Genomic DNA, 26346 nt, shown 5'->3' with positions numbered 1-26346 from the left:
ATGATCACGTTTCTTCTGCGTCACCGGCTCCGGCCCGCTCTTTTCAGCCATGAGTGGCTGCGCACGTGGGCAAAACGTGTCTGGACGCTGCCATCGCTGCTCGGTTACTGCCTGCAATCGCTGCGCTGGAGAATGAAGGGTGCGCAGATCAGGCCTTTGACCGTCATTTCAAAGCTCACGGTGCAAGGGAACGCCGCGAACCTTTTCATCGGCGACTGCTGCTGCCTTGGCGTCACCCGCATGCAGACTCACGCGCCGGTGCGCATCGGTGACTGCGTGGTCATCAATGACGGCGTCAAAATCATCACCGGCTCCCACGACATCCACTCGCCGACCTACGACCACGTCTTCGCACCGGTGGTGGTGGAGGATCACGCCTGGATCGCCACCGATGCGCTGATTTTGAAAGGCGTGACCATCGGCCGTGGTGCCGTCGTGGCTGCTGGAGCCGTGGTAGTCAAAAATGTCCGGCCTTTCGCCGTTGTCGGCGGAAATCCCGCGAAGGAGATCGGCACCCGCGACATTGAACGCTTCGACTACATCCCGTCATCCTGGTTTGCGCCGGTGATGGCCTGGATCGGGCGCAATCCGCGTCTCCGCCACGCCGCACCAGCGGCTGCTGACGTCGAATCGCCGCGTCCCACGCAAGTGACCGTGTAACTGGCATGGAACTGCTCGTCACACTCCTGATCATCCTGCCCGCCCTGTATCTGGCGGCCACGCGTTCGAGTTATCTGCTCGATTACGCCTTCTTCGTGGTCGCGCTGAACCGCGGCATCCGGCGGCTCGTCGATTATTACCTCAACGGGGCCTTCAATCCGCTTTCCACCATCAGCCTGACGCCGCTCATCGTCAGCGCCCTGCTGTTGATCCCGGCATTCTCGCGATTCCATCAACTCACACCGCGCAGTCGCAACGTCGCCATGCTCATCATGGTGGCTCTCGGGCACGGCATGGTCATCGGCTTCATGAATGCCGGCATCGGGGCCGTGTATTCGCTTGGCGAGTGGCTGGCGGGCTTCGGCGCCTTCCTGTTTGCGGCCACAGCGCCGGTCGGCAGCCGCACGGCGGACCGCTGGCTGAAATCCTCCGGCTACTCGGCGCTGTTGGTGGCGCTCTACGGCTGGTTTCAATACCTCACGATCCCGGTGTGGGATGCCTTCTGGGTCACGGAGGTGAATTTCGTCGGTTATCTCGGCCAGCTCCGGCCCACGGAGATGTCCGTGTTCTCGACGATGCATGAACGCGGCCCCTGCGCCAGTTTCCTGGCCTGGGCGGCCATTCCGATGATCCTGCACTCACGCTGGCGCATTCTCGGCGGCTGGCTGACGATCGTCCTGCTGTTCTCAGTCGTCGTGCTGACCATGAGCCGCAGCATGTTCATCATCGTGGGCCTGGTGGCCATTCTCCAGCCCGCGCTGTCAAAGGGCCGCGGTCTCGGCCGCGTGCTGTTCTTCGCCGGCCTGCTGGCGATCGGTGCCAGCTACGGCCTGGAGCACATGCCCGGCGCCTCACGCATCACGAAGCGCTTCGACACGATGAAGGACATCCAGAAGGACGGCTCCTATCAGGGACGGCTGGAGATCTTCACCGCCGGCATTCCGTGGGTGTTGCAACATCCACTCGGACTCGGGCTCGGCAGTTCCGGCTTCGGTGCCGGGCGCATCGGTGGCGGTGTGAAGGAAGGCTGGTGCGACAGCGGCTACATCGAGGTCTTCAGCCAGTTCGGCTGGATCGGCGGACTGGCCTTCTTCGCCGCCATGGCGCAGATCTGGGGCGAGCTGACACGCCGCATCCGCCTCGGCAGCCGCGATCCCTTCCTGTTCACCGGCCGTGCCGTGCTCCTCGGCTGCCTCGTGTTCCTCTACGTCGGGAATGTCTTCGGCGGCTTCTCGCTGTTCTGGGTCTTCCTTGGCATCTCGCTGAACCGCTTCACACGCCCGGTGCCGCAGCCGCGCCCGGTCCCGCAGCCTGTCCCCCATTTCTTCGAAACCCCTCAACCCATCCTCACACACGCATGAAAATCGCCTACGCCATGATCAACTGCAACCGGCGCGACGGCAGCGCCCGCGCGGTGAACGAAGTCGCCGAACGCATCGCCCAACGGCACGAAGTGCATCTTTACGCACGCAAGGCGGAGGACCTGGACCTCTCCCGCATCGCCTGGCACCGCATTCCCGGTGTGAACTGGGCGGAGGTGATCGATTTCGGCTCCTACTACCTCGAAGTGAACCGCCGCGTGCGTCCCGGCGAGTTTGAAATCGTCCACACCATTGGCTGCAACACCCAGCGCGGCAATGTGATCACCATCCAGAACATCCAGCCGGCGAAGAAGCAGATCCTTGAACGCCTCGGCCACCACGAACGCGTCTCCCCGGCACGTCGTCTCACGCGCTGGATGTATCTGAACGCGACCTGCGCGGCCGAGAAGCGGCTGTATCAGCACAAGCCGGGACGCACGGCTCCGATGTTCCTGCCGGTGTCACGCGGCGTGGCGAACGAGCTGACGAGGCACTACGACATCGGTCCGGCGCAGATGCGCATCGTGCCAAACGCGGCGGACACGCAGCGCTTCAAACCGCTGCCGGAGGCGGCACGGCAGGCCTGGCGGAAAACCTACGGCGTGCCCGAGGATCACGTCATGGCCATCTTTGCCGGTGGTGAATGGGCGCGCAAAGGCCTCGACTTCGCCATCCAGGCCATGGGATTGCTCCACGACGTGCCGCTGACCTTGTTCGTGGCCGGTGACGACCCGGATCGTGCCCGCTTCATCAAGATGGCGCACGATGCCAACGCGCACGACCGCATCATCTTCGGCGGCTTCCGCAAGGACATGCCCCACGCGCTCGGCGCGGCTGATCTCTTCCTCTTCCCGAGCTGGTATGAGGCCTTCAGCCTCGCCACCATCGAGGCTGCGGCCTGCGGCCTGCCGGTCGTCGCCACCTGCATCAACGGCACGGAGGATTTCATCTCCCCGGGAGAGAACGGGGAGTTCATCGAATACGATCCCGCGCAGATCGCCACGGTGCTGCGCCGCCTCTGCGCGCAACCGCAGCATTTGAAGACCATGGGCGCCAACGCACGCGAGCGCGTGGAGCTCAACTACACCTGGGACCGCGTCGCCCAGATGACCGAGGACGCCTACCAGGCCCATCTCAACTCCTGCAACTGAACCCCACGTTTTTATGCACCTTCTTGTCGTCAGCCACTCCTGCGCCACGGCGCTGAATCAGGAAATCTACGCACGCATCCAGCGTGAAACCGGCTGGAAGATCACGCTGGTCGTCCCGGACCAGTGGAAAGATGAGTTTGGCAACGCCCTGCAGCAGCAGCCGGACCCGGCGCTCGAAAGCTCCGTCATCCGCTGCGCCGTCTGGCGCAATGGCAGCATCATCTTCCACGCCTACCGGATGAACTGGCAGCGCTTCCTCAACGAATTGAAGCCGGATGTGATCTACATGAACCACGAGCCCTACGCGCTGGCCACCGCGCAGGTCTGCCGTGCGAACAATCACTCCATCCGCGTGCCGTTCGGCTTTTACTCCTGCCAGAACATCCACAAAAAGTATCCGCCGCCGTTCTCGTGGCTGGAGTCGATGGTTTATCGTTCGTCGAGCTTCGCCCTGCCCATCACGCAGCATGTGGCGGACGTGATCGAGGCGAAGGGCTTCAAAGGGCACCAGACGATCTGCCCGCTGCCACTCGATCCCGAGCGTTATCATCCGCGCCTGAAGCAGACACCGCCGGAGCGTTTTCCGAAATCGAAGAGCCCGGCCATCGGTTATGTCGGCCGTTTGATCGAGTCCAAAGGCCTGCGCACCCTCGCCATGGCGCTCGGCATGCTGCGGGACATCGACTGGAAGATGGTGCTCGTGGGCACCGGCGAGTTCCAGCCGCAGCTCGAGCAGTTGCTGGAACATGAAGGTGTGAAAGACCGCGTCACCTTCACCGGCTACGTCCCACATGGTGAAACACCCCGCTGGCTCGCCGCCATGGACATCCTGGTGCTGCCGTCCGAGACGCAGCCGAACTGGGAGGAGCAATTTGGCCGCGTCATTCCTGAAGCGCTGGCCTGCGGCACTTCGGTGATCGGCTCGAACTCCGGCGAGATCCCCTTCCTCATCCGCGAAAGCGAAGGCGGCCTCATCTTCCCGCAGCGCAAGCCCGCACGGCTTGCCGAGGCGCTGCGCCGGCTCATCACCGATCCTGAACTGCGTGAGAAACTCGCCACCCAGGGCCGTCAGTGGGTCGAACGCGAGATCTCGCTGCCTGCGGTCGCCCGCCGGATGATCGGTGCCTTTGAAAACGCCTCGATCACGCCCCGTCCGCAATCTGACACCGGTGCTGGTTTTGTCTCCGCCCGTCATGCCCTTGCGCAGTCCTGAATCGCTCTGGAAGTGGAGCCGGAAGCTCCACCAACGAGGCTGGAAACTCACCGCACGCATGGTGAAGGCCGTGAACTTCGCCCTGCACAAGTGCCTGCTCCCGGCCGAAGCGGAAGTTGGCAAAGGCGTGAGCCTGGAGCACTACGCGCTCGGCGTGGTGATGCACCCGCAGGTGCGCATCGGCCATCGTTGCCGCGTTTATCATCATGTGACGCTGGCTGGCGAGACCTGGATCGGCTCGCCACACTTCATCACCCTCGAAGACGACGTGACCATCGGCGCGCACAGCATCGTGGTGGCACGTCCGAACACCTCATTGACCATCGGACGCCGTTCCGTGCTCGGCGCCGGCTCGGTGCTGACCAAAAGCATCCCTCCTCACGAAGTCTGGGCCGGGAATCCCGCCCGCAAGATCGGCGATGTGCCGCAAAACTCATGATTGCTCAACTTGGCATGCATCTGAAGGCCTCCGCTGGAGGTGTGGACCGTTATTTCAACGCGCTCAACAGCACGCTGGCCCGCCTGGGCGTGACGGTCCGCGCCTATGGCTTTGGCGACTCGCACAAGGCCACCTGCCTCGGTCCGGTGAACCGCTCCCTCATGCAACGCTGGAAGGCGGTGCGCGAGGCCGTGGTTCCGAAACGCGGCAAGCTGCTCGCCTCCCACTTCGCGCTGTATGCGTTGCCAGCCCTGCTCGGCCGCCGTTGGGACGGCCATGTCGTGCACTTTCACGGCCCCTGGGCCAGCGAGTCAAAACGCGAGGGCGGCCGGATGCACGCGGTGTTCTGCAAACGCATGCTCGAACGTCTGGTGTATCACCGCGCGGACCGCTTCATCGTGCTGTCGAACGCTTTTCGTGACGTGCTTTGCCAGGAGTACGGCGTTTCGCCAGAGCGGGTGCACGTCATCCCCGGCGGCGTGGAGGTCGATCAATTCCAGCCGATGGATGTTCTGGAGGCAAGGCAGCGGCTCGTGTGGCCGCAGAAGCAGAAAATCATCGTCTGCGTGCGTCGTCTGGCACGGCGCATGGGATTGGAGAACCTCATCGAAGCCTTTGCGCAGGCCACCGCCGATCATCCCGACACGCGGCTCATGATTGGCGGCCAGGGACCGCTGCGCGAGGAGCTGGAGCAGTTGGTTCTCCACAAAGGACTGTCCAAACAGGTGCAGTTCCTCGGCTTCATCCCCGAAAGCAGCCTGTCCTCCGTCTATGCCGCCGCAGATCTCTCCATCGTGCCCAGTTCCGCCCTGGAGGGCTTCGGATTGATCTCGCTCGAATCCCTCGCCTGCGGCACTCCGGTGCTCGTGACGCCCGTGGGCGGCCTTCCTGACACCGTGCGTGGTCTCGACGGCGATCTGGTGCTGAAGGGCACGGGCGTGGATGACATCGCCGCCGGTTTGCGTGGGTGGCTGGACGGTTCGCTGCGCGTTCCTTCGCGTGAAGCCTGCCGCGAGCATGTGCTGCACGGTTTCACCTGGGAAAGCGTCGCCCGCCGTGTCTGCGACGTCTATCGCTCGGCTGGCTGGAGGCCGGAACACTCATGAAATGCCGCGCACGCATCATTCTGGCCGTCCTGCTCTCCTCAGGGCTGTGGCTGGCGTTGAAGCCGACGATTCAGAAGCGGCGCATCACCTTCCTGCCGGTGGAATGGTCCCAGTATCTCGACCGCATGGACTTCTGGTTCAATCTGATCGCCTTTGCCCTTCTGGCCGCCGCCGCCTGGCTGGCGTTCAGCCCGGAAAGGCGTCTCTGGCGTGCGTTGGCCTGGATCATCGGCTCGATCACGGTTGGAAATGTCCTCGTCGAGATCGCCCAGACGCACATTCCCGGCCGTGCGATGGATCTGGCGGATGTGGTGGCCGGATTCTTCGGCGCGGTGATCGGCTGCGTGGGCGGATTGTGGGTGCAGCTTCGTTGCGGTCGCAACGAGAGCGCCGGTTCGCCGCAGGTGCTGTTTGTCGATCAAACCGGCCGTCTCGGCGGCGCTGAACTGATGCTGCTCGATCTTGCCATCGCCCGTGCGGCAGACAGCGAGGTGCTGCTCTATCAGGATGGCGAATTCCGCGAGGCCCTGGAGCAGGATGGAGTGAAGGTGCAGGTGCTGCCGCTCTCTGGAAGCACCGCAGCCGTGGACAAGCAGGCTGGATGGCTGCGCGTGCTACAAGTGGTGCCGGAACTGGTGCAAAGCGTGCTGCAAACCGCCCTCCTCGCCCGTCGGTTCGATGTGGTTTACGCCAACACGGCCAAGGCGCTGATCATCGGCGGCCCCGCGGCCTTTCTCGCCGGACGGAAGCTCGTCTTCCATCTGCATGACATCATCTCCGCCGGTCATTTCAGCGCCATGAACCGCCTCGCGCTCGTCTTTTGCGCGAATCAGTTCGCACATGCGGTCATCGCGAACTCCGAAGCCACCAAAGCGGCGGTCCACGATGCGGGAGGGCACGTTGAAAACGTGGTCGTCGTCCCCAACGGCTTCAAACTCACGGAAAACCGCTCCACCGATGCCGAACAGGCCGCTTTGCGCGCAAACCTCGGCCTGCCGGCGGATGCATGGATCGTTTTGATGGCAGGACGTCTCACGCCGTGGAAAGGCCAGCACGTCCTGCTCGAAGCCTTGCGTGACGTGCCTGATGCGCATGCGATCCTCCTCGGCGACGCCTTGTTCACGGCTGAAGATCGCGAATACGCCGCCCAACTGCGCGAAACAGCGGCTCAACCTGCACTCACCGGCCGCGTTCACCTCACCGGCTTCCGCAAGGACACGCAGGCGTTCTTTGACCTCGCTGATGTGATCGTGCACGCCTCCGTGATCGCCGAACCGTTTGGTCGCGTCATCGTCGAAGGCATGCTGGCCGGCAAACCGGTGATCGCCACACGTGCGGGTGGCGCGGCGGAGATCATCACGCATGAGGAGACGGGTCTGCTCGTCACGCCCGGATCCGCGGCGGAGCTTGCCGCCGCTTTGCGCCGTCTGAGTGATCATCCCGCTCTTGCCTCGCGCCTCGCCGCCAAAGCCCGGCAGACCGCCTGCGACACCTACGGCCTGGAGGCCGTGCGTGCGAAGATCGAACACGTCATCCTTTCCTGTGCCTCGCCAACGGAAACCCACGCGCCTTCAACTCTCCAACCTGTCGAAGTTTCCCCATGAATTCTCCTTTCCATCCACGCCGCATGGCGATCGTCCACGACTGGCTGCCCGTTTATGGCGGTGCTGAACGTGTGCTCGAGCAAATGCTGGAGGTTTATCCCGATGCCGATGTCTTCACGCTCATCGACGCCCTCGATGAGAAGAACCGCGCCTTCCTCAAAGGCCGTGAGGTGAAAACCTCCTTCGTGCAGCGGCTTCCGGGCGGAAAACGCTTCTACCGCCACTGTTTCCCGATCATGCCGCTGGCCATCGAGCAGTTCGACTTCCGCAGCTATGATCTCGTCATCTCCAGCAGCTACGCCTTCGCCAAGGGCATCATCACCGGCCCGCGTCAGCTCCATCTCTGCTACTGCCACTCTCCCATCCGTTACGCATGGGACCTGCAAAGCCAGTATCTTCAGGAGTCGAGGCTCGACTTCGGCCTGAAGTCCTGGCTGGTGCGCTGGCTGCTGCACAGCATCCGCGTGTGGGACCACCGGACGGCGGCCGGTGTGGATGCCTTCATGGCCAACTCACGCTTCATCGCCCGCCGCATCGAGAAGGTGTACCGCCGCCAGGCCACGGTCGTGTATCCTCCGGTGAATGTGGATCGCTTCCAGATGCGGGAGCAGAAGGACGACTTCTACTTCACCGCGTCACGCCTCGTGCCCTACAAACGGATCGATCTCGTCATCGACGCGTTCAACGCGATGCCGGACAAGAAGCTCGTCGTCATCGGTGATGGCCCGGATCTTCAGAAGCTGCGCAAGATGGCCGGTCCGAACGTTCAGGTCATGGGCTGGCAGCCGAACGACGTCATGAAGGACCACATGGAGAGGGCCAAGGCCTTCGTTTTCGCGGGCGAGGAGGACTTTGGCATCATTTTGCTGGAGGCCCAGGCCAGCGGCACGCCCGTCATCGCCTTCGGCAAAGGCGGGGCCCTGGAAACGGTCGTGGAGAACAAGACGGGCGTGTATTTTGACGAGCAGACCGTCCCCTCGCTGATCTGCGCGGTGGATGACTTCGAGACCCGCACCTGGGACGCCCGTGAGTGCCGCCGCAATGCGGAGGCCTACAGCACCAGCGCCTTCCGGCAGAACTTCCGCACCTTCGTGGAGTCGGAGTGGGAGCGCTTCTCCTTCGCCTCGCCTGAGGACGAATCATTTTCCGACTACTGCGATCCCGACTGGCTGAGGCACGCCTTGCTCGGCACGCGATAGAGCCGCCTTTCCTCCACTCACGAAGCCCGCATGGTGTCCGACGCCATGCGGGCTTTCTTTTTCCCCCTCAAATGCGGGGAATCGGCTGGAAGGCCGTGCACGCGGGATCTCCTTCGTTTATGAGTGTCCTCAATCGCCATGTACGGACTCGTCAACAAAGCCATCGAAGATCTCGTCGTCACCCAGTTCGGAGAACGCAAATGGGAAGCCATCAAGGCGAAAGCCGGCGTGGATGTGGAGGTGTTTGTGAGCAACGAGGCCTATCCCGACGACATCACCTACGACCTGGTCAGCGCGGCCTCCGACATCCTCGGCGCCCCGGCACGCGACATCCTCATCGCCTTCGGCGAGCACTGGGTGCTGGAGACAGCCGCGAAGAGCTACGGGGCGATGATGCGCTCCGGCGGGCAGTCACTGAAGGAGTTCCTCCTCAACCTGCCCAACTTCCACACACGGGTGACCATGATCTACCCGAACCTCCGCCCGCCGAGCTTCGAGTGCTCGGACATCGGTGACAACTCGCTGCGCCTGCACTACCTTACCCATCGTTCCGGGCTGACGGACTTCGTGGTGGGCCTCGTGCAGGGCCTTGGAAAGCTCTACAAGACGCCCGCCACGGCGACGCTGGTCGAATCCAAGGCCGCAGGCGCTGATCACGATGTCTTCGAGGTTCGCTGGACCTCCGCCGCCGCATGAAGCTCCGCCCGGACACCTCCAGTGTGATCAGCAGCCTCCCGACACGGGAGTTCCTCCGTGCGTTTCCCTTCTACTTCGTGTGGGATGACAACGACGTGATCCTCGAAACCGGGCCGTCATTGCTGAAATTCTGCCCGCACGCTGTGGTTGGGGCACGCCTTCCGGATCTGTTCGTCTCGAGAAAGCCGGAAGGTGTTTTCACCCACGCCATGGCCGCGGGTCATACCGACCGGCTGTTCCTTCTGGAAGATCAGCACTCGAAACGGGTGCTGCGCGGCCAGGCCATCATTCTCGACGACCCACCTCACGGCGTGCTGCTCGGCAGTCCGTGGCTCAGCGACCCGGACCAGGTGGACGATTTCGGCCTGACGATGAGCGACTTCGCCGTGCACGACCAGACCATCGATCTGCTGCAGGTGCTGCAGACCCAGCGGATGGCCACGGATGATCTGCAGAAGCTCAACAAACGTCTCACCGAACAACGGGCGCAGCTACGAGCCCAGGAGGCAAGCCTGCGCAAACTGGCGCTGGTGGCCGCACGCACCGACAACGGAGTGGTCGTGACCGACGCCCAAGGACGCATCGAGTGGGTGAATGAAGGCTTCACCCGCATCACCGGCTGGTCCCAAGCGGAGGCTGAAGGCCGAAAGCCGGGAGACTTGCTCCAGGGACCGGAAACCGATCCCACCACCATCGCCCACATGGCCCGGTGCATCGCGGAGAAGAAGAGCTTCCGCACCGAGGTCCTGAACTACCATCGCTCCGGAAAACGCTACTGGGTCTCCGTGGAAGTGCAGCCCATGCATGATGACAAGGGCGAGGTGGTGAACTTCATGGCGATCGAAAGCGACATCACGCAACGCCGCCTCGACGAACAACGTCGTGCCATGCAGTTCTCCGCCAGCCGCATCCTGGCGGAGGCGGACACGATGCGGCAGGCGGCGGCCAAGGTGATCCAGATGATCTGCACCAAGCTCGGCTGGACCGCCGGAGCAATGTGGATGGTGGACCCGACCTTCACAAACATGCGCCTGGCCGAGCTGTGGCACGATCCGGCAGTCGATTTGGAGGCGTTCGCGACCCGCAGCCGGGAAGTGGTCTTCGAATCCGGCGAGGACCTGCCGGGCCTCGTGTGGAAGACGGGCCGCGCCCATTGGTATCGCGACTTTGCCACCCAGCCGGAGCCCTTCGCCCGCGCCGATGTGGTGGCTGCCTGCGGCCTGCATGGAGCGCTGTCGTTTCCGGTCATGGCCGGCGGAGACACGATCGCGTCGGTCGAGTTTTTCAGCCGGGACTTCCTGGACCCCGATGACTCGCTGCTGGAGTCGCTGTCCGGCATCGGCAACCAGATCGGCCAGTACATCGTCCGCCGCGCGGCGGAACATCAGCTTTTGCAGGCCAAGGAAGCCGCGGAGACGGCCTCACGCGCCAAGAGCGACTTCCTGGCCACCATGAGCCATGAGATCCGCACTCCCATGAACGGCATCATCGGCATGTCCTCCCTGCTTCTCGACACCGACCTCGCGCCCAAGCAGCGGGAGATGGTGGATGCCGTGAGACAGAGCGGCGAGTCGCTGATGACGATCATCGACGACATCCTCGATTTCTCCAAGATCGAGGCCCGCAAGCTCGAGATCGTCGAGGAACCCTTCCGCATGGACGATGTGGTGCGCGGCGTGGTGGATCTGCTGCGCCACAAGGCGGCCGCGCGCGACATCGAACTCATCACGCACATCGCGTCTGACGTGCCGCCGACGCTGGTGGGCGATCCAGGCCGTTTGCGGCAGATCCTCATGAACCTCGTCGGCAACGGCATCAAGTTCACCGACGAGGGCAACATCCGCATCGACGTCAAACGTCTCACCTCGCCGGCCGAGGGGCCGGTGACGCTCGAGATCAGTGTCGCAGACACCGGCATCGGCATGTCGGAGGAGCAGCAGGCCCAGTTGTTCCAGCCCTTCACCCAGGTGGACAGCTCGTCGTCCCGTCGTTTCGGCGGCACCGGACTCGGCCTGGCCATCTGCAAACGCCTTGTGGAGCTCATGGGCGGCTGCATCGGCGTGGAGAGCGAACGTTTCGCCGGCTCACGCTTCTGGTTCCATCTGCCGCTCAAGATCGCGCAAGGCATGCCCGATGCCGAGCCGGAGCCGCAGGCCGCGGACACCGCCGCCACGGTGCCTGCCCATGGCACAGGCAGCCGGCCGCGACTCCTCGTGGTCGAGGACAACGAGGTGAACGCCCGCATGGCCATGATGATGCTCGAAAAACACGGCTATCCCGCCGAAGTCGCCCGCGATGGAGAGGAGGCGGTGGACCGCTTTGCCAGCGGTGTCTATGACGCCGTGTTGATGGACTGCCACATGCCACGCGTGGACGGCTACGAGGCCACGCGCACCATCCGCGAGATCGAATCCACCGCGCTGTGGAAGCGCCCGCGGTGCCGGATCATCGCCATGACCGCGAACGTCATGGCGGGCGAGCGTGAACGCTGTCTCGCGGCCGGAATGGACGACTACGTTTCAAAACCGCTGCGTGCGAAGGCTCTGACCGAAGCACTGAGTCATGTCCGTGTGCTGGAGAACACGAGAATCGTCGAACCAGGGCCGGATTCAGCGCCGGACGACCAATCCGCCGTGCAGGAGGCCATTTCACAACTCATCGAGGAGCTGAGCCGCGAAGACACGGCCGAGCTCGTCCAGAACTGGCTCAAAGACACGCCGGAACGCATCCAGGAGCTCGAAAAACTCGCCGCGACTGACGATCAGAACTCGCTCCGCCGCGTGGCGCATGCCTTGAAGGGCAGCAGCAGCCTCTTCGGACTCAATCAACTGCACGCGCTGTGCCGCGAGCTGGAACAACTCGCCGAGCAAGGCGCGCGCACAAACCAGCCGGCGCTGGTGGAGCAGATCAAGCAGGCCTTCAAGATCGCCGCGCCCGCGCTCACCGCCTGGTCGAAGTAGCGGCGAACCACCACCCACCTGCGGGGATTTCAAGCGCCTGCGCACGGCCGCATGTTCGCGGCCTCATGAAGATCCTTTACGTTCACGAACGCTTCGGCGCCCTGGCCGGGGCCGAGGCCAACGCCTTCATCACCGCCGAACAACTCGCGAAACGCGGCCACGACATCGCCATCCTTCACGGTCCTGGCACCGGAAAGAACGAGAACGGCTGGAGGCAGGTCTTCACCCACACGTTTCCTCTCTCCGGCAGCACGGCGGCGGCACAGACAAAGGACGCCGTGCTGCGTTTCCGGCCGGACGTCGTCTATGTGCACAAAATGGCCGACCTCGATGTCATCCAGGCGCTGGTGGACAGCAATGTGCCGCTCGTGCGCATGGTGCATGACCACGACATCTACTGCATGCGGAGCTACAAGTATCACTACTTCTCCCGTGAGATCTGCACGCGTGCCGCCTCGCTCTATTGCGTCTTCGGCTGCGGCGCATGCGTGGTGAAAAACAACAGCGGCGGCAGCCTCCCGCTGAAATGGTTGAGCTATCGCCAGAAGAAGCGCGAGATCGCGCTAAACCGCCGCTTTGACCGCATGGTCGTCGTCACCACCTACATGCGTGATGAACTGCTGCGGAACGGCTTTGACGCGAACCGCATTGAGATCCACGCACCCGTGCCGCGCATGGGTGATCCCACGCTCCGCAGCAGCTTCAGCGACCGCAATCTGATCCTCTACGCCGGCCAGATCATCCGTGGCAAAGGTGTGGACGTGCTGCTGGAGTCGCTGGCGAAGGTGAAAAGCAACTTTGAATGCATCATCCTCGGCGATGGCAATCACAAGGCCCACTGCGAGCAGTTGAGCCGCGATCTGGGCCTGAGCGACCGCGTACATTTCAAAGGCTTCATCCCGCAGGAGGAACTGAAGGCCTACTACCGCGAATGCAGTGTCGTCGCATTGAGCAGTGTGTGGCCGGAGCCTATCGCAACCATCGGGCTCGAAGTCATGCGCTATGCCTTGCCCGTCGTGGCTTTTGACGCCGGTGGCATCAAAGACTGGCTCATCGACGGCCACAACGGCCATCTGGTGCCGTGGATGGACCGCGGCGCGTTTGCGCAGCGTCTGGATGAGCTGCTGCAAAACAAGGCCAAGGCCCGCGAGATGGGTGAAAACGGCCTGAAGCTCGTTTCGGAGCGCTACGACTTCGACGGCTACATCCGCGATCTGGAAACCATGTTCACCGACGTGGCGCAGCATGCCGCGCCACGGCTTTCACACCCGGTTTCGGAAGTCCTGACACCCGCGGCGCTCGCCGCCGCCTGAACGGACCATCCCCCCCTTCCCCACACCTGCGGGGAGTTACAAACACCGCCCCATCATTCACGATCCACTCATGATTCACACATCGCACCTCGCTGAACAGCAAGCCGCACGTCTCCTGCAGGCGCAGAACCGCATGGGCCGTCTCCGCATGCGCCTGGGCATGCATTTGAAACGCTGGAGCTGGCTCACGGTGGTGAATGGCACCCACGCCGTGAAGCGTCTCTTTGACATCGTCATCAGCCTCGTGTGCCTGCTGCTCGCCTCGCCAGTGTTCATCATCGTGGCGCTGCTCATCCGCCGTGATGGCGGCCCGGTGTTCTTCAAGCAGAAGCGCGTGGGCATGCTCGGCCGCCACTTCGAGATGCTGAAGTTCCGCTCCATGTGTGTGGATGCGGAGGCGAAGCTGGCCGAGCTCCTGGCCCAAAACGACAAGGCGCAGGGTGTGACCTTCAAGATGAAGAACGATCCACGTGTGACACCCGTCGGCCGCTTCATCCGCAAGACGTCCATCGACGAGCTGCCGCAGTTCATCAACGTGCTGCGCGGTGACATGTCCATCGTCGGCCCGCGTCCGCCGCTGCCGCGTGAGGTGGCGCTCTATTCGCCCGGCGACCGCCGCCGCCTGCATGCGCGGCCTGGCATCACCTGCCTGTGGCAGGTGGGAGAACGCGAAGGCGGCCTGTGGGAGATCGGCGACCGGAACTCCATCGACTTTGACGAGCAGGTGCGGCTCGACGTGCGCTACATCGAGAGCCAGTCCTTCCTCCGCGACCTGTGGATCCTTCTGAAAACCGTGCCCGCCATTGTGCTGGGGAAAGGCATGTGAGCCATGAAAGCTGTCGTCATCCTTCCAGATCATCGCGAATGCGCCGGCTTCGCCCGCCGCATGAAACCGCTGGCCCTCATGCCCTTCATGGGCCGTGAGCTGCTCGACCTGTGGCTTGAAAAACTGGCCATCGACGGCGTCAAGGAGGTCACGCTGCTCGTGGCGGACCGTCCTGAGGAAATCCGCCGCGCCACGGGTGACGGCGGTCGCTGGGGCCTGCGCATCACGATCATTCCCGTGCCCCGGGAGCCGACCATCGAGGCCGCCCGCACGCTCTTCGCCACGGATGCCGAAACGTCGGTCATCGCGCTCGAAACACTGCCGGAAGGCCCCACGCTGCCGCTCTGGGAGAGCACCGAAGGCCTTTACGACGTGATGCGGCGCAAGTTCAAGCACGTGGAGCCCGAATCACGCCTCACCATGCGCCGTCTGGCCTCGGATGTGTTTGTCAGCACGCGTGCGCGCATCGCTTCCACGGCCGTCATCGAAGGCCCCGCATGGATCGGCCCACGTGTCATCATCGGAGAAAACGTCCACATCATGGGCGGCTCCATCATCGAGAACGCGGCCTTCATTGACCATCAGTCCACTGTGCGCGGCAGTTGGATCGGCCCGAACACGTATGTCGGCGCCATGACCGAGGTCTCGCACTCCTTCGCGTGGGGAGACGGCCTCGAAAACTGGCGCCTCGCCTCGTTTGTCGAGATCACGGATGAGTTCCTCCTCGCCAGCCTGAAGCGCCAGCACTACGGCGGCAAGCCGTCCGCGTGGATGACGCGGCTCTTCGCCTTGCTGCTGATGGTGCTCACGCTGCCCCTGGCCGCCTTCACCATGCTGCGGACGAGGCTCATGCGGCATGAGACCACCGTGGTGCGACGCCAGATCATCCTGCCGCCACCCGGCCGTCAGGATCGCTACACGCGCACCACGCCTCTGCATGCGCTGAACGGCATCGACAGTCTTTTCGCTCGCTGGCCGGAGCTTTGGCGCGTCTTTCGTGGTGACATGCACCTCGTCGGCAACCGCCCGCTCACCGCGCCCCAAGCCGCGGCGCTGGGAGATGAATTCGAGCAGCTCTGGCTAGCCTCGCCCGCGGGAGTGTTCTCGCTCGCCGATGCGACGGACGATGGCCTGGAAGGACCGGAGGCCGCCCTTGCCCACGCCGCCTGTTACAGCGTGCACCGTTCCGTCCGCATGAACCTGCGCATCCTCCTGCGCTGCCTGCCCCGCTTTCTGGCCCTGAACGGCACCCACGAGTCCGCCACCGGCCAACTCGACAAAAACATCCCCCAAACCTGCCAAGTCTGATCCTCATGAACCCAACAGTCATCACCGCACCCGCTGAACTCTGCTCCTCCACCGCCCGCGCCTGGAAAGACCGCGTCGCACGCGACATCACGCCCGAATCCACGGAAACGGCCGTCGATCTGTCCAAGACGCGCTTCATCGACAGCTCCGGCCTCGGCGCCTTGCTCTCCCTGCACAAGACGCTTCGCGCCCAGGGCGGCATCTTGAAGCTGCTGAATCCCTCCACGGCCGTCACGCAGCTCATTGAGCTGACACGCCTGCATCGCGTGTTTGAAATCGTCCACGCCTGATCCCCGTCCCCCATGCATCTCGTCCGCCAGTCCTGCTCCGGTGTCCGCATCGACTTCCAAGCCACGTTGCAATCAGCCCATGAGGCTGTGCGCGAAGTCATCGCCTGGCTGGATCACCAGAACCTCGGCGCTGAGGAGTGCCGCGAGTGGGAACTGGTGCTGGCGGAGGCCGCAGGAAACGCCGTGGTCCACAGCGAAAGCGAAAGCCCGCTGAACATCCAGGCCACCACGACCACCACTGGCGTCGAGGTGCGGGTGACCGACCACAGCTCGGACTTTGACTGGCCGGTGAAAGCCAGCCTGCCCGAAGATGACGAATCCGAGCACGGACGCGGGCTATTCATCATCGAATCGCTCACCGATCGCGTCAGCTACCTGCGCGGCCGCGAGGAAAACGTGCTGCATCTCCAGCGCGACCGCCGCACGCCTCCACGGAAGGACGATGATGCCGCCGCGACGCTCAAAGTCATGACCGCGGAACTTTCCGCGTGCTATGAAATGCTGGCAAACATCTTCCGGCTCGGCGCGGATGCCGCGCGTGACATTCCTGCGGACACCCTGGCGGCCAACTGGCTGGAAGAGCTGCGGCAGCTTGCCGCGGCGGACTTTCTCAGCCTGCGGATGATGACGCCGGACGGCACGCAGCTCGAGCGCATCGCCGTCTCGCCGGCGACATCCTTCGTCACGCCCTTTCTCGATGTCAGCAGCACCCATCTTGTGGAATCGCGTGCCTGCATCTCCCGTCAGGATCAGTGGTTCGATGGCAGTTCGGCCTTCGACGGCGCCGATCCGCTCTCTCATCTTCATCAGACCGTCAGCGGCGTCGCTCACCCGCTGGAAAGCGGTGGCGAGGTGATCGGCGTGATCACCTTTGGCGTGAACAAGGCCCACTGGGAGCCGAAGGCCGCCGAGATCAATGTCGTGCGCAGCCTGGGGGACTTCCTCGGCACCCTGCTGCACACCCTGCGTCGTCGCGATGAGGCGAATCACTCCCGCCTCATCAAACGGGAGCTGCAGATCGCCGCGGACATCCAGCGCTCGCTGCTGCCGGTGGAACTGCCGCAAAGCGCTGTGGTGCAGAGCGCCGGGCATCTCACCTCCGTGGGTGAGGTCGGTGGCGATTTCCTTGATGGCATCCCGCTTGCCGATGGCGGGCGTCTTTTTGTCATCGCGGACGTGATGGGCAAAGGCGTGCCCGCCGCCCTCTTCGCCACCGCCTTCCGCAGCAATCTCCACGCCCACCTGAGCCTCGCTGCCGAGCCGGCGAAGCTGATGTACCAGCTCAACCGCAGCCTGTTCACCGAACTGGACCGTGCGGACATGTTCATCACCGCGCAGCTTGCTTACCTCAGCCCTGACAGCCTCACCCTGCGCACCTGCGGCGCCGGTCATGGCCCGCTGCTGCTCTCCGATGGTGTCGAAGTGGCCGAGATCGGCTCCGACGGCCCGCCGCTCGGCGTCAGCGAGGAGTACGTGTTCCCGCAGCATGAGATCCATCTCAAAGGCATCACGCACATCCTCATGCACACCGACGGCCTCAGTGACAGCACCAGTTCCGAGGTTCAGATCACCCGGGAAATGCTGCATCACTGGCTGAGAAGCACCTCAGTTGCGGGGCTGGATGCCTGGGCGGCCCGCGATAGCCTCCGTCAGATGCACCGCGTCTATCATGAGTCCGCCCGTGTGCGGGACGATGCGACCTTCATCATCCTCGCCCGCGCCCATGCCACCCTTCCCGTTCCCTGCCCGCAGTCACTCAGTCATGCCAGCCGATAGCCCCATCCTCATCGTCGATGACGAGCCGCACATCCGCCGTGTGGCGGAGCTCAGCATGCGGCCCCTCGGCCTTCGGGTGCTCACCGCCACCGATGGGCGAGAGGCGCTCGACATTGCCCGTCGTGAGAGGCCCTGCATCATCCTGCTCGACCACATCATGCCTGTCATGGACGGGAAGGAGACGCTCCGTGAGCTCAAATCCAGCCCCGACACGCAGGACATACCCGTCGTCATCTTCAGCGCCCGCGGCCAGCTCGCCCGCGGCCAGCATCACGGCTTTGAAGATGCCTCCCTGTTCATCACCAAGCCCTTCAGCCCCTCGCAATTGCGCAAGGACATCCAGCGCCTGCTCGGCCTGGTCCTCAGTGCGTGATCCAGCAGTCCCCCCACCGCATGAAAGACCACCTCGACCTCTTCATCATGATCGACGCCTGCGGGTGGGAGATCATCAAGACCCGCCCGCACTTCCTCGCACAGGCAGCGCCTCACCGCCGGAGACTCGGCAGCGTGTTCGGTTACAGCAGCACCTGCGTTCCGAGCATCCTGAGCGGACGCTGGCCCGACGAGCATCAGAACTGGTGCTACTTCATCCACGACCCGAAGAACTCGCCCTTCAGCTCGCTCCGCTGGTTGCGCTTCCTGCCCAAGGCGCTTACCAGCCGCCGCATCGTGCGCCGCCTGCTCACCAAGCTCGCCAGACGCCGTCTGGGCTTCCAGGGCTACTTCGACCTCTACAACATCCCCTTCCAGCGCATCCACCTCTACGACTTCACGGAGAAAAAAAGCCCGCTGAAGCCCAGGGGCATGAACCGCGGGGAAAACATCTTCGACCAGCTCGAAGCCGCGAAAGTGCCCTACTTCGTCACCAACCCCGACGAGTCCGAGGAGGCCAACCGCGACCGTTTGAACGCGGACATCACCGCAGAGCGCATCGACTTCGCGTTTCAATACTGGGCCGGTCTCGACGGGCTGCTGCACCGCGTCGGCAACCAATCACCGGAGATCGACACGAAGCTCGCCGAATATGAGGCCTGGATCACACAGACGCTGCAAGCCGCGCACCAGCACTACCGCAGCGTGACCCTGCATGTCTTCAGCGACCACGGCATGGCCAATTGCGACGAGCATCTCAACCTCATGAGTGTCATCGACGGGCTCGGGATGCGCATCGGCCGGGACTACAACGTCGTCTATGACAGCACCATGGCCCGTTTCTGGTTCAACAGCGACCTCGCACGCCGTCGCATCATCGCAGCGCTCGAGAAGGTGCCGCAAGGCCGCATCATGCCGGAAGCGGAGATGAAACAACTGCGCACTCATTTCGCGGACGGCCGCTTTGGCGAGCTCATCTTCCTCGTGCGTGAAGGCTGCCTCATTGTTCCCTCCCACATGGGTGAGCGGCCGATCCGTGCCATGCACGGCTATCACCCCGATGATCCGCAGAGCTTCGCCACGCTCTTCAGCAGCACGCCGGACGTGCCGCAGGACGTCACACACATTCCCCACATCCACCGCCTGATGCTCGACGCCATCGCCGCACGCTCCAGCGCCACCGCATCCACCTTCGCCCTCGCGGCCTGAAACCTTTTCCATTCATGAGCACCCTCGCACTCCCGGCTTTCCTCCAGAACTTCCTCACCCGCTGGCATTTCAAAGTAACCCTGCCCGCGAAACGCCGTGCACGGCTGCATGGCATCGCGCTCGACATCTCCGGCATGTCACCGCTGATGAAAAACCACATCCTCGAAGGCCGCTACGAGTTCCAGGAACGTCGTCTGGCCGACCGTTGCCTCACCAGGAAGGACGTCGTGCTCGAACTCGGCGGCGCGATCGGCTTCATCGGCCTGTTCTGCCGCAAGGTGATCGGCGTGAAGCATCACGTCACCGTGGAGCCGAATCCCAACACGCTGGCCATGCTGAAGCGGAACTACCAGCTCAACAAACTCACGCCCGACATCATCGAAGCCGCCGCCGCGGCCGAGGACGGCGAGATCAGCCTCGATGTCGGCGGCGAGTTCTGGGAGAACAGCATCGTCACCGCCGGAAGTTCCGCCAAACGCATCACCGTGCCGTCTCTCAGCTTTCCCAGTCTCGTGCAACGCATGCCGGAACCGCCCACGGCGCTCATTTGCGACATCGAAGGCGCTGAAACGCACCTCGACCTCGCCCAGATCCCGCCCAGCGTCACCCGTATCATCATCGAACTGCATCCCAGCATCGTCGGTGAGGCTGCGACCAAGGCCGTGATCAATCAAATCCACTTCCTCGGCTTCCACACCCGCACCGTGGAGGAGAACACCTGGCTGTTCATCCGCTGACCATTTCTGCATCGGTTGGTCTGCGATGAGACCGGAGGACGAAAGTCTTCCGGTCTCGTTTTTTTGATCGGGATGCGCTCACCACCCACCTGGGGGGATTGTTCCGGCGGGGCCACGGCCGCACACTCCGGACACGCATGACCTACGCCGACATCCAACGCCGCATCTGGAGCAATGCGCTCTCCAACTACCTCCGGACCTTTGTCGGCATCGTCGTCGGCCTGCTGACCTTCCGGCTGTTGTATCAGCACTTCAGCAAGGAGTCCTTCGGCTTCTGGTCGCTGCTGTGGAGCGTGTTCGGCTATGGCATCCTGCTGGACTTCGGCTTCGGCTTCGCCGCCCAGAAACGAGTGGCGGAGCTCTCCGTCTCGAAAGACTGGTCGCAACTCAGCCGCGTGCTCAGCACGATCCTGTTCTTCTACCTCAGCGTGGCCTTGGTGCTGGCGCTGACGGTCACCCTGGGCTCGCATCACATCGTGCGGCTGTTTGATGTGTCGCCGCAGCATCATGAGGAGTTTCGTCTGGTGCTGATCGTGTTCTTCGCCGCCATCGGGCTGGCGTTTCCACTGGGCATCTTCCCGGAGATCCTGCGCGGGCAGCAGCGCATCACCCTGGCGAACAACATCACCACCGTGGCAATGCTGCTGCGTCTCGGCGTCATCGTCTGGGCCGTTTGGCATGGCTGGGGCTTCATGAGCATCATGATCGCGGCCTTGTTCTTCGCCCTGGTGCCGGATCTTCTGAGCGCATTCTTCGCGCTGCGCGGCATGCCGGAGGTGCGGCTGAGCCCGCGGCTGTTCTCCCGCGGCGTCATGCGTGAGACGATGGCGTTCTCGATTTTCGCCTACATCACGACCGCCACGAACATCATTCTTGGCAAAACCGACCAGCTGGTGCTCGGCGCGACGCTTTCTGTCGGTGCCATCGCCATCTACCAGGCCGGGGCCAAGGTCGCCGAAGTCTTCGCGCAGTTCACGAAGCAGCTCCAGGACACGCTGTCACCCGCCGCCGCCCATCTGCATGCCAGCGGCGACCACGACTCGCTGCGCGACCTTCTGCACCGTGGCACGCGCTGGAGCGCCCTCATCTCCACACCGCTCTATGTCTTCTGTGCCTTCGAAATGGAGACCATGCTCCGCCTGCTGACCGGCGAGGCCCAGATCGCCCATGAAACGCTCCTGGTGGCCCAGGTGCTGCTGTTCTGGTTCTACACCTCCACGCTCACGCACAGCGTGAGCAAGCGCATCTACATGATGACCGGCCATGAGCGCCGCCTGATGTGGCTCGGCGTGGGCGAGGCGGTGGCAAACCTCGCGCTGAGCATCGCGCTCGTGCTCATCTTCCGAAATGTCGTCGCAGTGGCCGTCGGCTCCCTGATCCCGACGCTTTACTTCGGCTGGCTGCGCCTGTGGCCGTGGATGGCGCGTGACATCGGCAGGCCGCCGCTGCTTCTGCTGCGCGAGACCGTGCTCGCACCGGCGCTGTGCTGCGTGCCCGCCGTGCTCATCTTTGCCGCCGCACCGCATCTGGGCGTGTTTCACGGTCACCCCTGGCTGCAAACGATGTGCGCAGGCTCTTTCGCCGCGCTGGCCACCGCCTTCACGCTGTGGATCGCCGCGCTCGGTGATGAGGAGCGCGCGGCCATCCGCTCCCGCTTCTTCAAGAAACGCGCCAAACCCGTGCTCGCCACCGCCTGAGTCGCCCATGCACATCTCCCACATCCTCCGCAAATACGAGCCCGCTCAATGGGGCGGCACCGAAACGGCCGTGCTGCGCCTGATTCAAGGCCTGCAATGCCACGACGTCACCTCGACCGTGCATGCGCCGCGTCATTCCCTGCCCTGCTCCCGTGATCCCATCCGCTGCACCGGCACACGCGTGCGACGCTACCACGCCTTCGTGCCGGTGCTCGGCATCAGCCAGCGGCAGCGGGAAGAACTCGTCTCCTGGGGCGGGAATCTGTTCTCATTCGACCTCGGAGCCCATCTTTTGCGCGAAAAGGCGGATGTCATTCACAGCCACGCCCTGAACCGCATCGCCGGCATCGGCCTGCGGGTGGCTCGATGGAAAAAGATCCCTCATGTGGTCACGCTGCATGGCGGAGCGCTCGATGTTCCGGCTGAGGTGGGCGAAAAACTCACCGCGCCGCTCCGTGGTGGCTGGGAGTGGGGCAAAGCCCTCGGGGCGCTCGTGCAAAGCCGCCGCGTGCTCGAGCTCACGGACGCCATCTTCACCTGCAACCCGCGTGAGGCCGAGCTGCTGCAGCAGAAGTATCCGCGACAGCGCATCATCGTGCAGCCGCACAGTGTCCCCGCCGCCCAGTATGCCGTGGATCATCGGGAAGCGGCCTTGAAGGCCTTCCCGCAGATCGCCGGACGCGACGTGATCGTCAAAGTGGCCCGCCTGGATCCCGCGAAGAACCTTCCCTGGCTCGTGCGCCAACTCCCGGAGGTGAGGCAACGCCACCCGAAGGCCATGCTCGTGCTCATCGGTGCCGGCACCACGCAGGAAGTCGTCGAGGAGCTGCATCGCGAGATCCATCGCCTCGGCCTGCCGAATGACGTTTTGCTCACGGGCGGCCTCGAATCCGGTTCCCCCGAGCTGATTGGCCTGATCCAGCAGGCACGCACGTTTGTGCTCAGCTCACGGGCGGAGCCCTTCGGCATCGTGATCCTCGAAGCCTGGGCCGCAGGCACGCCGGTCATCTCCACACGCACGTCCGGTCCGCTCACCCTCATCGATCATGGCCGCACCGGCCTGCTTTACGATTTGAACGTGCCCGCCACCTTCCACGCGGCCATCGACACCGTCTTCAACGACGATGCCAAGCATCGTCACCTGCGGGAGGAAGCCCTGGCCGAGGTGCTGGCAAAGTATGACGTGCCCACCATCGCCGCACGCGTCGCCAGGGTTTACGACGAGCTCTCGAATGCTGTCAGCCGCCGCAGCGCCTCACCCGTCATGGTTTCAAAACCCCGTTACACGATCTCATGAGCGATCCCCTCATCAGCATCGTCATGCGCTCTTACAACGAGGCCTGGGCGCTGAAGGAGACACTGCCCGCACTCGCCGCGCAGGCCTACGCGCCCTTTGAGCTCATCGTGATCGACAGCGGCAGCAGCGATGGCTCGCAGGACCTCATCCACGCGGCCAGCCCGGCCCACTTCATCCAGATCACGCCGCAGGAATACAATCCCAGCCGAGTCATGAACCACGGCATGCGCCTGGCGAAATCCGACCGCGTGCTGTTCCTGAACGCCGACGCCACGCCCCAAGGGCCGAACTGGCTGCGACCGCTCGCTGATGCACTGCTCGACAAAAAGACCGCCGCGTGCTTCAGCCGCCAGATCCCCCGCCCGGACTGCGAGGCCGTCTTCGCCTGCGACTACGACCGCTGCTTCGGCCCGCAGCGGGAATCCTCCACCTGGGATCACTTTTTCAGCATGGTCAGCAGCGGCCTGCGGAAGGACGTGTGGGCGCAACGCGGCTTCCGCGAGGATCTGCAATACGCCGAAGACGACGAATACACGCGCTGGTGCAAAGCGAACGGCTACCACATCCGCTACGTGCCCGAGTCCGTGGCCATGCACAGCCACAACTACACCCCCGCCCAGGCCCGCAAACGCGCCCATGGCGACGCCCGTGCCTTTGCCCAGGCCGGAAGCATCTCCGCGAAGGACCGCCGCTGGACCAAGACCGTGCTGCTCGGCCTGCTGAGCGACGCACGGCACGATCTGCGCTGGTGCAGGCGGAACAAACGCCTGTCAGAGTTCCTCCACGCGCTGCGCATCCGCTGGAATCAGCGCCTCGGCAAATACACCGGCTTCCGCACCGCGTAGCTCGTGTTTGAAAACGTGCAGAAAAGTCGCGGCGCGACGACCGTGGCGTTGCCCGGCCTTTCAAGGCCGGGAAGATGGCAAAGCGCATTACTTTCGCCTGCCAGGATGTGTCGCAGAGCGACACGCGAACCTGCCACTGTCCCATGGACGGTTCGAGCGTCGCACTGCGACGCGGTCTGAGATCAATGGCATGTCGCGCAAGGCCTCCCGGCCTTGAAAGGCCGGGCTACGAGACCGCTGCCGCTCTGCGGCACATGCAGGGAGACTTTCAAAACACCGCCTCGGATCCTCGTAATCGTATCCGAGCCAGATCACAGGTTGCCGCAGCCTGTGACCAGTGCGGTGAGGAATGCGGGATACGAGCGTTCTGTCGCCTCTCCTGAACTGAGCTACAACTCCAGCGCCTTGCGCAGATCCGCCGGCTTCACCGGCGCGGGCACGATCACATCGGCCGCAGGATGGCTGTTCGGCTCCGTCTGGCCGTGGATGACGATCAGACGCGCCGCCTTCGCGAGTCCGCGAAGCTCCGCCACCGTCTCTGCCGAAGCCTCATGAGCGTCGATCACGAGAAACGCGGCCTCAGTGAGCTGCGCGTGGTTTTTCAGCTCTCCCAGGGAGTTCACGGCGTGCACCACGCTGCCATTTTTTTCGATCACACGGGTGGCCAGCATGCGGGCCGTCGAATCATGCGTCCAGACGAAGGCCAGCGGACTGGCGGACACCACGATGGTGCGGAAGACCTCCACAGGAACGTCCACGTGGAATGAACTGCCCTGGCCTGGCTTCGACTCCGCCCAGATGTGGGCCTTCATCGCATCACACAGCCGCTTGCACAGCGCCAGTCCCATGCCAGTGCCGCCGTGACGGCGCGTGGTGCCGCCATCGGCCTGGAACAGCGGCTCGAACAAACGCGTGACATGATGCCCCGCGATGCCGATGCCCGTGTCCCGCACTTCAAAGTGCAGCCTGCCGCCGCCCGTGTCATGCCTCGTGGCCTTCACTCGGATCTCGATTCCACCGGTGTCGGTGAATTTGATCGCGTTTGAAACGAGGTGGGACAGCACCTGGCGGATCAGGGCCGTCTGCGCGGTGAAGAAAGGCGGGCAGTTCTCCTCAATCTGGTGGACCACGGTCAATCCCTTCTCCCGCAGGGCCGCCTCGTGGGGCTTCTGCACCTCCTGCAGCAGCGTGTCGAGGTGTGTCTCCTCCGCTTTCACCTGCGAGCGCCCGCCATCGAGCTGCGTGAACTCCAGGATGCTCGTCAGCGTGCCCAGCAGCGACTCGCCGGAGCGCTGCACCGTGGTGATCATCTCCTGCTGCGAGGCGTCGAGCTTTGTCTGCGCCAGCATCTCCGACATGCCCAGCACCGCGTTCAGCGGCGTGCGCAGTTCATGGCTCATCGCACCGAGGAAGTCGTTCTTCACCCGTTCCGCAGTCATCGCCGCCTCATTCGCCTTCATGAGGCTCTGCACCGAGCTTTTCAGGCGACTGTGATAGCCTGCCATGCCGTGACCGGCCAGGTAGGCCAGGAAAATGACGCCGAAGGCGCTCAAGGTGGCCACATGGCGGAGACCGGAGCGTTGCAGTTCAAAATCTTCCAGGGAGACGTCCACGCCCGTCGCGCCCACCACCTGGCGTCGGGCATCAATGATCGGCGCGAAGGCGCTCATGAAGGTGCCCCAGCGGTCGGAGTAGGGTTTCTGGTCCACCATGGCCACACCGTTGAGCAAAACATGGCGCAGCGTGGGGCTCGGGTGCTCGTAGAGCTCCATCAGGTGCGCCTTGTCCTCCGTGCCATCGTGGTCGGCATCGCCCTCCGGAGTGGTATCGACGACGAAACGCACGTCATCACCGTCGAGCACGCAGGTGTAGCTGAACTTGATCATGCGCACGGTGTCGATCGTCGAACGGGCCTGTTCCATGCGACGCACCAGCGCTTCATACTGCGGTGACTTCTCCTGCTCCGCCTTCTTCAAGGTGGCGTGGACATCAGGATCCACCGACTGGGCCAGCACCCGCGCCGAACTCAGGAGCTGCTCCTGGATCGTCGCCTTCAGAATGCGGTCCGCCTGGGAATGCATGTTCCACACCGCGATCAGCAACGGCACGACCACCAGCAGAAACGTCACCAGGCCGACGAGGCCGGGATGCCACGAGAGCCAGGGGAGCTGGTGGGAGGGTGGAGCAGCAGTTGGGAGGCGTTTTTCGGGCACGGTTTGATGAACAGAGGCACACCATAAGCACGCTTTGCGAAAGTGCCTCCACATCAATGCACCCGCACTTGGGG

Annotated in this window: 22 protein-coding genes; 21 read left to right on the top strand and 1 reads right to left on the bottom strand. The window is 63.6% G+C overall.

All coding sequences use genetic code 11. From position 1 onward, the window contains the following. From IAE77_RS30965 to IAE77_RS22645, 21 genes are all read left to right on the top strand, one after another. Positions 1-660 (top strand): acyltransferase, encoded by a 660-nt coding sequence (locus tag IAE77_RS30965; protein WP_345781009.1) that lies wholly within the window; start codon positions 1-3, stop codon positions 658-660. A 5-nt stretch (positions 661-665) separates the two neighbouring features. Beyond that, complete coding sequence (locus IAE77_RS22740) at positions 666-2021, top strand: O-antigen ligase family protein (protein ID WP_294231706.1); 1356 nt, start codon at positions 666-668, stop codon at positions 2019-2021. Beyond that, positions 2018-3172, top strand: coding sequence for a glycosyltransferase family 4 protein (locus tag IAE77_RS22735; RefSeq protein ID WP_294231704.1), 1155 nt, complete (start codon positions 2018-2020; stop codon positions 3170-3172). Before IAE77_RS22740 ends, IAE77_RS22735 begins: the two co-directional genes overlap by 4 nt. A 13-nt stretch (positions 3173-3185) precedes the next feature. Then, positions 3186-4385: a glycosyltransferase family 4 protein gene (locus tag IAE77_RS22730; RefSeq protein WP_294231702.1), complete on the top strand. Its 1200-nt coding sequence runs from the start codon at positions 3186-3188 to the stop codon at positions 4383-4385. Further along, the gene (locus IAE77_RS22725) at positions 4366-4824 is read left to right on the top strand and encodes a DapH/DapD/GlmU-related protein (protein WP_294231700.1); all 459 of its coding nucleotides are present in this window, start codon (positions 4366-4368) and stop codon (positions 4822-4824) included. The genes IAE77_RS22730 and IAE77_RS22725 overlap by 20 nt, the downstream gene beginning before the upstream one ends. Beyond that, on the top strand, positions 4821-5930 hold the full coding sequence (locus IAE77_RS22720; RefSeq protein ID WP_294231699.1) for a glycosyltransferase family 4 protein: 1110 nt from the start codon (positions 4821-4823) through the stop codon (positions 5928-5930). The genes IAE77_RS22725 and IAE77_RS22720 overlap by 4 nt, the downstream gene beginning before the upstream one ends. Then, a complete protein-coding gene (locus IAE77_RS22715) occupies positions 5927-7534 on the top strand; it encodes a VanZ family protein (protein ID WP_294231697.1) in 1608 nt (535 codons plus the stop codon). The genes IAE77_RS22720 and IAE77_RS22715 overlap by 4 nt, the downstream gene beginning before the upstream one ends. Further along, entirely contained in the window at positions 7531-8733 is a 1203-nt protein-coding gene (locus IAE77_RS22710) for a glycosyltransferase family 4 protein (protein WP_294231695.1), read from the top strand. The genes IAE77_RS22715 and IAE77_RS22710 overlap by 4 nt, the downstream gene beginning before the upstream one ends. A gap of 138 nt (positions 8734-8871) precedes the next feature. After that, on the top strand, positions 8872-9429 hold the full coding sequence (locus IAE77_RS22705) for a heme NO-binding domain-containing protein (protein WP_294231693.1): 558 nt from the start codon (positions 8872-8874) through the stop codon (positions 9427-9429). After that, positions 9426-12389, top strand: a complete 2964-nt coding sequence (locus IAE77_RS22700; RefSeq protein ID WP_294231691.1) for an ATP-binding protein — start codon at positions 9426-9428, stop codon at positions 12387-12389. The genes IAE77_RS22705 and IAE77_RS22700 overlap by 4 nt, the downstream gene beginning before the upstream one ends. A gap of 65 nt (positions 12390-12454) precedes the next feature. Continuing rightward, positions 12455-13702 carry a glycosyltransferase family 4 protein gene (locus tag IAE77_RS22695; protein ID WP_294231689.1) on the top strand — a complete coding sequence of 416 codons (1248 nt, stop codon included), beginning with the start codon at positions 12455-12457 and terminating at the stop codon, positions 13700-13702. Positions 13703-13772: 70 nt separating this feature from the next. Next, a complete protein-coding gene (locus tag IAE77_RS22690; RefSeq protein ID WP_294231687.1) occupies positions 13773-14528 on the top strand; it encodes a sugar transferase in 756 nt (251 codons plus the stop codon). 3 nt (positions 14529-14531) lie between these two features. Further along, complete coding sequence (locus IAE77_RS22685; RefSeq protein WP_294231685.1) at positions 14532-15836, top strand: sugar transferase; 1305 nt, start codon at positions 14532-14534, stop codon at positions 15834-15836. A gap of 5 nt (positions 15837-15841) precedes the next feature. Next, positions 15842-16126, top strand: coding sequence for an STAS domain-containing protein (locus tag IAE77_RS22680; RefSeq protein WP_294231683.1), 285 nt, complete (start codon positions 15842-15844; stop codon positions 16124-16126). A 12-nt stretch (positions 16127-16138) separates the two neighbouring features. Further along, positions 16139-17902: a SpoIIE family protein phosphatase gene (locus IAE77_RS22675; protein WP_294231681.1), complete on the top strand. Its 1764-nt coding sequence runs from the start codon at positions 16139-16141 to the stop codon at positions 17900-17902. Beyond that, positions 17889-18275: a response regulator gene (locus IAE77_RS22670; RefSeq protein ID WP_294231679.1), complete on the top strand. Its 387-nt coding sequence runs from the start codon at positions 17889-17891 to the stop codon at positions 18273-18275. The genes IAE77_RS22675 and IAE77_RS22670 overlap by 14 nt, the downstream gene beginning before the upstream one ends. Before the next feature lie 20 nt (positions 18276-18295). Then, complete coding sequence (locus IAE77_RS22665; RefSeq protein WP_294231677.1) at positions 18296-19483, top strand: alkaline phosphatase family protein; 1188 nt, start codon at positions 18296-18298, stop codon at positions 19481-19483. 14 nt (positions 19484-19497) lie between these two features. After that, complete coding sequence (locus IAE77_RS22660) at positions 19498-20220, top strand: FkbM family methyltransferase (RefSeq protein ID WP_294231675.1); 723 nt, start codon at positions 19498-19500, stop codon at positions 20218-20220. 137 nt (positions 20221-20357) lie between these two features. Next, positions 20358-21917 (top strand): oligosaccharide flippase family protein, encoded by a 1560-nt coding sequence (locus IAE77_RS22655; protein ID WP_294231673.1) that lies wholly within the window; start codon positions 20358-20360, stop codon positions 21915-21917. Between the two features lie 7 nt (positions 21918-21924). Further along, positions 21925-23214 (top strand): glycosyltransferase family 4 protein, encoded by a 1290-nt coding sequence (locus tag IAE77_RS22650; protein ID WP_294231670.1) that lies wholly within the window; start codon positions 21925-21927, stop codon positions 23212-23214. After that, positions 23211-24059 (top strand): glycosyltransferase, encoded by an 849-nt coding sequence (locus tag IAE77_RS22645; protein ID WP_294231668.1) that lies wholly within the window; start codon positions 23211-23213, stop codon positions 24057-24059. The genes IAE77_RS22650 and IAE77_RS22645 overlap by 4 nt, the downstream gene beginning before the upstream one ends. 389 nt (positions 24060-24448) lie before the next feature. Here IAE77_RS22645 and IAE77_RS22640 read toward each other — a convergent pair whose 3' ends face one another. After that, positions 24449-26272, bottom strand: coding sequence for an ATP-binding protein (locus IAE77_RS22640; protein ID WP_294231666.1), 1824 nt, complete (start codon positions 26270-26272; stop codon positions 24449-24451). Positions 26273-26346: the final 74 nt, after the last annotated feature.

Source organism: Prosthecobacter sp. (assembly GCF_014879935.1).
Classification (GTDB): domain Bacteria; phylum Verrucomicrobiota; class Verrucomicrobiia; order Verrucomicrobiales; family Verrucomicrobiaceae; genus Prosthecobacter.
This window is presented reverse-complemented; position numbering and strand designations above follow the sequence as displayed.

Bases quoted from the DNA above. Each gene is read 5' to 3' on its own strand.
- IAE77_RS22660 (WP_294231675.1), top strand. From the start codon at position 19,498: ATGAGCACCCTCGCACTCCCGGCTTTCCTCCAGAACTTCCTCACCCGC.
- IAE77_RS22690 (WP_294231687.1), top strand. From the start codon at position 13,773: ATGATTCACACATCGCACCTCGCTGAACAGCAAGCCGCACGTCTCCTG.
- IAE77_RS22655 (WP_294231673.1), top strand. From the start codon at position 20,358: ATGACCTACGCCGACATCCAACGCCGCATCTGGAGCAATGCGCTCTCC.
- IAE77_RS22720 (WP_294231699.1), top strand. From the start codon at position 4,821: ATGATTGCTCAACTTGGCATGCATCTGAAGGCCTCCGCTGGAGGTGTG.
- IAE77_RS22675 (WP_294231681.1), top strand. From the start codon at position 16,139: ATGCATCTCGTCCGCCAGTCCTGCTCCGGTGTCCGCATCGACTTCCAA.
- IAE77_RS22730 (WP_294231702.1), top strand. From the start codon at position 3,186: ATGCACCTTCTTGTCGTCAGCCACTCCTGCGCCACGGCGCTGAATCAG.
- IAE77_RS22705 (WP_294231693.1), top strand. From the start codon at position 8,872: ATGTACGGACTCGTCAACAAAGCCATCGAAGATCTCGTCGTCACCCAG.
- IAE77_RS22670 (WP_294231679.1), top strand. From the start codon at position 17,889: ATGCCAGCCGATAGCCCCATCCTCATCGTCGATGACGAGCCGCACATC.
- IAE77_RS22665 (WP_294231677.1), top strand. From the start codon at position 18,296: ATGAAAGACCACCTCGACCTCTTCATCATGATCGACGCCTGCGGGTGG.
- IAE77_RS22725 (WP_294231700.1), top strand. From the start codon at position 4,366: ATGCCCTTGCGCAGTCCTGAATCGCTCTGGAAGTGGAGCCGGAAGCTC.
- IAE77_RS22740 (WP_294231706.1), top strand. From the start codon at position 666: ATGGAACTGCTCGTCACACTCCTGATCATCCTGCCCGCCCTGTATCTG.
- IAE77_RS22685 (WP_294231685.1), top strand. From the start codon at position 14,532: ATGAAAGCTGTCGTCATCCTTCCAGATCATCGCGAATGCGCCGGCTTC.
- IAE77_RS22650 (WP_294231670.1), top strand. From the start codon at position 21,925: ATGCACATCTCCCACATCCTCCGCAAATACGAGCCCGCTCAATGGGGC.
- IAE77_RS22715 (WP_294231697.1), top strand. From the start codon at position 5,927: ATGAAATGCCGCGCACGCATCATTCTGGCCGTCCTGCTCTCCTCAGGG.
- IAE77_RS22680 (WP_294231683.1), top strand. From the start codon at position 15,842: ATGAACCCAACAGTCATCACCGCACCCGCTGAACTCTGCTCCTCCACC.
- IAE77_RS22695 (WP_294231689.1), top strand. From the start codon at position 12,455: ATGAAGATCCTTTACGTTCACGAACGCTTCGGCGCCCTGGCCGGGGCC.
- IAE77_RS30965 (WP_345781009.1), top strand. From the start codon at position 1: ATGATCACGTTTCTTCTGCGTCACCGGCTCCGGCCCGCTCTTTTCAGC.
- IAE77_RS22645 (WP_294231668.1), top strand. From the start codon at position 23,211: ATGAGCGATCCCCTCATCAGCATCGTCATGCGCTCTTACAACGAGGCC.
- IAE77_RS22700 (WP_294231691.1), top strand. From the start codon at position 9,426: ATGAAGCTCCGCCCGGACACCTCCAGTGTGATCAGCAGCCTCCCGACA.
- IAE77_RS22710 (WP_294231695.1), top strand. From the start codon at position 7,531: ATGAATTCTCCTTTCCATCCACGCCGCATGGCGATCGTCCACGACTGG.
- IAE77_RS22735 (WP_294231704.1), top strand. From the start codon at position 2,018: ATGAAAATCGCCTACGCCATGATCAACTGCAACCGGCGCGACGGCAGC.